Genomic DNA, 7,828 nt, shown 5'->3' with positions numbered 1-7,828 from the left:
ATCCCAGGTCGTATCAAGGTAGGGAAAACACCGGGTGAGAATTTGATCGTAAGCTATCAGTACAGTACCGTCAGCGGCGCAAAGCTTATTGCCAGAAGCGGCACATCAGTTCAAGAGGTTTTTGTTATTACAAATGACCCAGAGAAAGTAAAAAATGTAATCCAAGAGAATTACCCTAAATAATAGCTAAATTAACCTAAGCGCTCCCTCACCTAAAAGCTTTTCTACATCATATATAAATTTATCCTGAACATCTACCTGATAATCACCAACTTCAAGAACTGATTCTCCATCATTTGTATTTATGTGTACTTGGACCTGAGCACTGCCGGGGTATTTGTCCAATATATCCTTTAGTTTCTCAAAGTAGTCTCGCGTCGAGGATTCTTTATCAAAGCTTATGTGAACTGTTGAGCCGTTTCTTACGCTCTTGAGCGATATGATATCAAGGGCTCTGAGTTTCACCTGGTCCTCATTTGGCTCCAGCATGCCCTTAATTACTATTGGCTCAACCCTTCCCTCTAATAGATCACGGGTTTTTCGTAGAAGCTTGTCAAAAATAACCACTTCAACAGATCCTTTCATATCTTCAAGCACTAGGTTGCCAAATATGCCCGATCCGCTTTTGGTGTTTTTAATCACAATTGATCTCACGACACCTGCTATGCTTACTTCTCTTTTTTCTTTTATTTCAAATAGTGCTTCTGTATCAAGCCTGCTCAGTCCATTCATCTCAGAGGCATACTTGGCCATCGGGTGGCTGGTTACATAAAATCCTAAAACTTCCATTTCACTAGCCAGCACTTCATTTTCATGCCACTCATCCACGTCCGACAAACTTGGCATTGCTATTGAATCATTTGATGCAAATAGTGAGTGTTGCCCGTCTGATGAGCTTTTTTGTTTAATCGAGATAAAACTCAGAAGCGTTTCAACAGACTCAATTAGGCAAGCTCTGTGACACCCCAGGGAGTCGAACGCTCCGCTTTTAATTAGGCTTTCGAAGGTGCGTCTATTGAGTCTTCGTCCCTCCACACGCTCGCAAAAATTGAATATGCTCTCAAATGCGCCTTCTTGCTCTCTAGCATCTATAATTGCTTCAACTGTGCTGCCCCCAACATTTTTAATACCGGCAAGACCAAATCTAATCTTTCCATTCGAAGCAGTAAAACCAGCCATACTCTCATTTACATCAGGAGCAAGAACAGGAATTCCCATTTGCTTGCACTCGGTGATGCTGGCAATAACTTTATCCGTATTTCCGGTTTCAACAGATAGAAGAGCAGCCATAAACTCAGCGGGAAAATGAGCTTTCAGATACGCAGTCTGATAGGTGATTAGTGCGTAGGCTGTGCTGTGACTTTTATTAAATGAATACTCGGCAAATTTCTCCATAGTATCAAATAGCTCTTTTGCCTTTTTATCACTAATACCTTTTTGCTTAGCGCCTTTAAGGAAACGGTCTCTTTGAGCCTTCATCTCTTCAGGCTTCTTTTTACCCATGGCTCGGCGTAGTAAATCAGCTTCTCCGAGGCTATATTCAGCAACAGCGCTAGCCGTTTGCATTATCTGCTCTTGGTAAACAAACAGACCGTAGGTGTCGTTTAGTATTTCTTTTAGTTCTTCAAGTGGAAACTGTATTTTCTGCTTGCCGTGCTTCCGTTTAATAAAGTCATCTACCATTCCGCTGTCCAGAGGACCTGGGCGGTATAGTGCAAGAAGAGCAATGAGGTCTTCAAATTGGGTCGGCTGAAGCTTATTAAGAACATCTTTCATCCCGGAGGACTCTATTTGGAAGATTCCACGAGTACGTCCGGTTGTAAGAAGCTTATATACTTTTTTATCATCGAGAGCGATCCTATCGATATCCACCCACTTATCTGAATCATAGTTATCTTTTATCAGGTTTAAGGCTTTATTAATTACAGTCAGAGTTTTTAGGCCTAAAAAGTCGAACTTAACAAACCCAAGCTCCTCAATTGAGTTCATATCAAACTGAGTTACGATCTCATCCTTTGAACCCTTATAAAGCGGAATATGATCGGCGAGCGGTTCATTCGCAATTACAATTCCCGCTGCATGAGTTGAGGAATGGCGCACCATGTTCTCAAGAGGTTTTGCAAGCTCTATCATTTCTTGAAGATCTGGCGAGCTTTTAATTAAGTCTCGAAGCTCTTTTACCTCTTTTAAAGCCCTTTCTATGCTAAAAACTTTTCCTCTAAATGAGGGGATTAATTTTGAGACCTTATCCACGTCTGCATAAGGGATACCGAGCACCCTGCCTACATCTTTAACAACTGCCTTGGCAGACATAGTTCCGAAAGTGCCGATCTGGGCCACTTTATCAGAGCCGTATTTCTCAGTTACATATCTTATTACTTCGTCACGTCCCTCCCCGCAAAAGTCGATATCAATATCAGGCATTGTGATACGCTCGGGGTTTAAAAACCTTTCAAAAATTAGGTTATATGGAATGGGATCTACTTCTGTTATTCCTAGCACATAGGCAACCAAGCTCCCCGCGGCGCTTCCTCTTCCCGGGCCAACCGGTATGCCGTTTGATTTAGCGTAATTAATAAAATCTGAAACTACCAAAAAGTAACCCGAGAATCCCATTTCGAGAATAATCTTAAGCTCAGTCTCTAGTCTCTCTGAGTACTCATCAAATTTTTCCTCTGGGATTAATCCTTCTTTAATCTTTTCCTGAAGCTTCTGCCTTGAAAGCTCAAGCATATATTCATCAAGTGATTTATCGCCCTCTACTTTGTACTCAGGCAGCTTATATCCGGTCTGCTCAAACTCAAAATTACACCTCTTTGCCACCTCGCCAGTTCTCTTAATCGCATCTTCAAAACCCTCAAGATCTCCCATCATCTCCTTTTCAGATTTAAGATAGTACTGATCACCTTGAAACTTGAATCTATTCTCATCGGCTATTGACGAGCCTGTCTGGATACATAGTAGAGCATCATGGGGCTTGGTATCTTCTTTGTGTAAGAAATGGCAGTCGTTAGTTGCAACAATAGGTATATTTAGGTTCTCGCCCACTTCTTTAACTTTCTTGTTTACCCTTTTTTGCTCAGGAAGCCCTGTGGCCTGCACCTCAAGATAGTAGCGGTCGCCGAATATTTCTCTGTACATGGCGGCAACATCAAGTGCTCCTTTTACACCTTTACTAAAAATGGCCTGTGAGAGCTCGCTGTTAAGACATCCGCTAAGTACTATCAGTCCCTCGTTATGCTTGTCGAGAAGCTCATGGTCTACTCTCGGGCGTCTGTAAAATCCGTCAAAATATGCTGTTGTTACGAGTCTTGAGAGGTTTTGATAGCCCTTTTGATCCATTGATAGCACAGTTAAGTGATGTGTTTTTCCTTCTGATGGATTGTCCGGATTGATTTTTGGAGTTACATATATCTCGCAGCCTATAATAGGTTTTATGCCGGTTTCCTTGGCTTTCTTGTAAAAATCATAAGCGCCGAAAAGATTCCCATGATCGGTCAGCGCTATGGCCTGCATACCAAACTCTTTGGCCTGAGGGAAAAGGTCTTCAAATTTTATTGCGCCATCAAGTAGGGAATACTGTGAATGAAGGTGGAGATGAACAAATCCGTCTGACATTTTAATTATTATAGCTAAGAAGATTTATCCTTAGCAAGGGGCAAAAAAACATTATATGATTACCGATATTTACGGATCATATTTGGCATGCTAGCAGAGTGTTTTAGAATTGCGGATATAAGATAATATTGAAAAGCGCGGTCTAAAAAGTATATTACTTTTTAAATCTATTTAGGCGCTAATGTAATTTCAACTTGCCTTATCCGGGGTTGTTATGAACTGTTAAATACCCTTGGAAGGAGGATTCATAAATAATGGAAGATTTATTTGCAATATTAAATACCATTCCAAGTCCATATTCAGACCTTGTAGCAGTAGCGGTAATATTCGCAATAATCGTTGTTCTCTCATTTGTAATAGCAGCTCTATTTGGCCAAAAGACAGCCGAAGAACCGGGGGAGGCTGAAAGTGTAGAAGAGGCTTTACCACCAAGTGAGCTAGAGGAAATAACCCAAGAGCAAACTCTGGAAGAAGCCGAGTTTAAGGGCGATGCGGCAGAAGCAATTCCAGAGGTACAGGGTCAGGAATTTCAGGCTGAGGACCTTGAAATCTTTGAAAAACCTGCCCCTGAGGAAATCCCTGCAGAACTAGTTGAAGAAGATGCGATAACCGATGAAATAGAGCAAGAGCTTGAGAAAATAGTACAAGAGGAGGCAGAGGAAGAAACCAAGGAAGGGTTATTTGCTAGACTTAGAAGAGGCCTTTCTAAGACTCAAGCGGGTCTTTTGGGTGGGCTAGGCGGTATTGTCGCTAAAAAAGAAATTGATGCTGATCTGTGGGATGAGTTTGAAGAGACTCTAATAATGGCGGACTTGGGAGTAAATACGACTATGAAGTTAAGAGAAAATATAGAGTCTAAACTCTCCAAGCAGTCGCTCACCAGCCCTGAGTCAATTACGGACAACCTAAAGGAAGAAATACATGAGATACTAAAAAGCGCACAAGGCGCGCCAATAGACGCAAGCGCAAGCCCCTTTGTTATAATGGTTGCAGGAGTAAACGGGGTAGGTAAAACAACCACAATAGGAAAGCTTGCAAACAGGCTTAAGACTGGTGATAAAAAAGTAATGGTTGCAGCCGGCGATACTTTCAGAGCGGCAGCTACAGAGCAGCTCGAGGTGTGGTCACAGAGGGTCGGCACTGAGTTTTTAAAAGGACAAAGCGGCGGAGACCCCTCATCTGTTGCATTTGATGCTGTAAAAGCTGCAGAGGCCAGAGGAATAGACATTCTAATTATTGATACTGCGGGCAGACTCCATACCAAAGGCAATTTAATGGATGAGCTTACGAAGATGAAAAGGGTAGTCGGAAGAGAGCTTGATGGGGCGCCGCATGAAACTCTGTTGGTTCTAGATGCAACCACAGGGCAAAATGCCGTGCAACAGGCAAAACAGTTTAATGAAGCCCTTGGAATTACTGGGATAGTTCTCACTAAACTCGACGGTACAGCTAAAGGCGGTGTGATAATAGCAATTGCTGATGAGCTCAACATACCCGTCAAATATATAGGTATTGGAGAGAGCCTTAGCGATCTTAGGGAATTTGATGCCGATGAATTTGTTGAAGCTCTATTTTATGCAGGTGATCAAACTGTCCACTAATTAAGCAATAATGGATATTCATACGAAATACATGTCTTTGGCGCTTAGGCTAGCCAAAAAAGGGGAAGGGACAACAAGCCCCAATCCTCTTGTAGGTGCTGTAATTGTTAAAAATGGCAAGATCATCGGACAGGGCTACCACAAAAAGGCAGGCCATGCACATGCAGAGATAGCAGCATTTAATGATGCAGAGAGAAAAAAGAACTCTGTAAAGGGCGCAGACTTATACGTCACGCTTGAGCCCTGCTGTCATACCAAAAAAAGAACCCCGCCATGTGTAGGTGCAATAATAGAAAAGAAAATACGTAAGGTTTACGTCTCAATACTAGACCCTAATCCAGAGGTTTCAGGAAATGGTGTTAGGATGCTGCAGGAAAGCGGAATAGAAGTACAAGTCGGGCTCTTAGAAGAAAAAGCACAAGAATTAAATGAAGCTTTCACAAAATATATATCGACCAAAAAACCGTTTGTAATCTTAAAGCTTGCGGCTACGATGGACGGCAAGATAGCGGCCCACACTGGGGATTCTAAATGGATTGGAAGCCCTACTCAGAGAAAGTATGCACATGAACTCAGAAACAAGGTAGACGGTATAATGGTTGGGATAGAGACTGTTCTAAAAGACAACCCTAGCTTAAATGTAAGGTTAGACAAGAAAACAACTTCAGACCCAATACCTATTATATTGGACAGCAAACTTAGAATTCCGCTTAGCTCAAATCTTCTGAAGATTCATGACAACATAATCATAGCCACGTCGGATAAATCTAAAGTTAGAAAAATAGAAAAGTTAGAAGCGCTAGGAACTAGGATCTTAAGTATTAAGAAAGACAGCAATGGCCGTCTCAACCTAAATGAACTAATGAGAAAATTGGGGAAGCTTGAGATCATGAGCGTTTTAATTGAAGGGGGCAGCAAAGTAGCCTCTTCCTCTATTAAGAGCGCAATAGTAGATAAGGTCGTATTTTTCTATGCTCCAAAAATTGTCGGCGCTGAGGGTATCAGCATGATTGGGGATCTAGGAATAGATACAATTAAAAAGTCAATACAAGTGAAAAACACCAAGATTAAAAAATTAAAAGATGAGGTAATGATCGAGGGCTATTTATAATCTTGATTTAATCAAATAGCCAAAAAATGTTAGACTTTATTGGTAGTTATGGGAGAAACTAAGCGAAAAAGAGTAGGACTTTTTGGGGGCACTTTCGATCCTATTCATTTTGGTCACTTAAGAGCGGCTGAAGAAATATGGCAAATTTTAAAGTTGGATAAGATAGTTTTTATCCCTTCCGCGGCGCCGCCTCATAAAGAGAATTCAAACATTTCCTCTTCAGATGATCGCCTTGAGATGATAAGGCTAGCCATTTCTAGCACTTCTTATTTTGAGATATCACAGTACGAGCTAAACTCGGGAAAGCCTTCTTATACTATTAACACTTTAGAACACTTTACAAAGACCGAGCCGGATACGGAATTTTATTTCATATTGGGAAACGAGCTTTTTAATCACATAGATACTTGGGAAGACTACGAGAGACTTTTTCAGCTCACAAACTTTGCAGTAATAACAAGACCAGGGTTTTCTCAAGAGGGAAACAACAAAGTTCCACTTGCGCTTAAAGAGGATTTTCGATATCATAATGGTATCGAAAACGTGATTTCATATACCAATCAAGCCACTGGAAAAGATATCGTATTTATTGAAATCAAAGGCATTGAGATTTCTTCAACTGATATCAGGGCGTTTGTTAAATCCAAACAATCAATCAAATATCTTCTACCACACAATGTTGAAAAATATATATTGTCAGAAAAGCTATATTTCGGGGAGGCTTCTCAATAGACTCTAAAAGTAAAGCCATTCAAATTGCTCATGCAGCCTGGGAAAAACAAGCCATACGACCGGTCCTTCTAGAGGTCAAGTCAGAAAGTGACGTAACTGATTATTTTCTAGTTTGCAGCGCTAACTCCAACCGAGGCGTTAAAACTATTGTAGATCAGATTGAAAAAACCCTTAAGGAATCCGAGCAGAAGATAATCGGAATAGAAGGCTATAAAGAGGGCAAATGGGTTTTGGTTGATTCTGCAGATGTAGTTGCCCATGTGTTTTATGACCCGCTAAGGGAGTTCTACAACCTAGAGAGTCTTTGGATAGATGCCCCTCGAGTAGAACTATCCTTTGAAGATAATCCACCACCAATGAACCAAAAGATCCCCCAAGAACTATACAGATAGTACGCAATCATAGTGTGGTGAGCATAAAATAAACTTCTCACCTTAAGTGATATTATTTAATAATATAAGATGCTTAGAGTTATTACTGGCCTTCTTTTACGCCGCGCCTTCTTATAAAAGCAGGTATCTCAAACTCATCATCACCTACTTCTGAAGGAAGCTGCGTTACGACCTGTTGAAGCTTCTCCGCTCTGGCAGAATTAATACCAGTTGCAATTACAGTAAGCTGAACTGCCTCTTTGAACTCGTGGTTAAATACCAATCCAAAGATCAAGTTCACATCCTGGTGTGCTCTTTCTTTTATGTAGTTGCATGCTTCGTTAAGCTCTTCTATTCCAAAGTCTGGCGATGCAGTAACGTTGAGCAATATACCT

General features: G+C 41.1%; 7 protein-coding genes. 5 read left to right on the top strand and 2 right to left on the bottom strand.

Translation table 11 applies throughout. From position 1 onward, the window contains the following. A partial coding sequence (locus AAF462_07920; protein ID MEM7009043.1) for a DUF2103 domain-containing protein occupies positions 1 to 183 on the top strand: 183 nt, incomplete at its 5' end. Between the two features lie 3 nt (positions 184 to 186). Here the strand turns inward: AAF462_07920 and dnaE are convergent. Next, on the bottom strand, positions 187 to 3,618 hold the full coding sequence (gene dnaE, locus AAF462_07915) for a DNA polymerase III subunit alpha (GenBank protein MEM7009042.1): 3,432 nt from the start codon (positions 3,616 to 3,618) through the stop codon (positions 187 to 189). Between the two features lie 254 nt (positions 3,619 to 3,872). Between dnaE and ftsY the strand changes: the two genes are divergently transcribed. The 4 genes from ftsY to rsfS are packed head-to-tail and all read left to right on the top strand — an operon-like array spanning position 3,873 to position 7,454. Next, positions 3,873 to 5,219 carry a signal recognition particle-docking protein FtsY gene (gene ftsY, locus AAF462_07910; protein MEM7009041.1) on the top strand — a complete coding sequence of 449 codons (1,347 nt, stop codon included), beginning with the start codon at positions 3,873 to 3,875 and terminating at the stop codon, positions 5,217 to 5,219. A 10-nt stretch (positions 5,220 to 5,229) separates the two neighbouring features. Continuing rightward, on the top strand, positions 5,230 to 6,330 hold the full coding sequence (gene ribD / locus AAF462_07905; GenBank protein ID MEM7009040.1) for a bifunctional diaminohydroxyphosphoribosylaminopyrimidine deaminase/5-amino-6-(5-phosphoribosylamino)uracil reductase RibD: 1,101 nt from the start codon (positions 5,230 to 5,232) through the stop codon (positions 6,328 to 6,330). A gap of 48 nt (positions 6,331 to 6,378) precedes the next feature. Continuing rightward, a complete protein-coding gene (gene nadD, locus AAF462_07900) occupies positions 6,379 to 7,062 on the top strand; it encodes a nicotinate-nucleotide adenylyltransferase (protein MEM7009039.1) in 684 nt (227 codons plus the stop codon). Then, a complete protein-coding gene (gene rsfS, locus AAF462_07895) occupies positions 7,017 to 7,454 on the top strand; it encodes a ribosome silencing factor (GenBank protein MEM7009038.1) in 438 nt (145 codons plus the stop codon). Before nadD ends, rsfS begins: the two co-directional genes overlap by 46 nt. Before the next feature lie 82 nt (positions 7,455 to 7,536). Here rsfS and AAF462_07890 read toward each other — a convergent pair. Beyond that, positions 7,537 to 7,828 (bottom strand): cell division protein FtsZ (locus tag AAF462_07890; protein MEM7009037.1); only part of this gene is annotated, 292 nt, incomplete at its 5' end.

It is taken from the genome of Thermodesulfobacteriota bacterium (assembly GCA_039028315.1).
Taxonomy (GTDB): Bacteria; Desulfobacterota_D; UBA1144; order Nemesobacterales; family UBA2774; genus CR02bin9.
The sequence above is the reverse complement of the archived record's forward strand: the minus strand, read 5'-3'. Positions and strand labels throughout refer to the sequence as shown.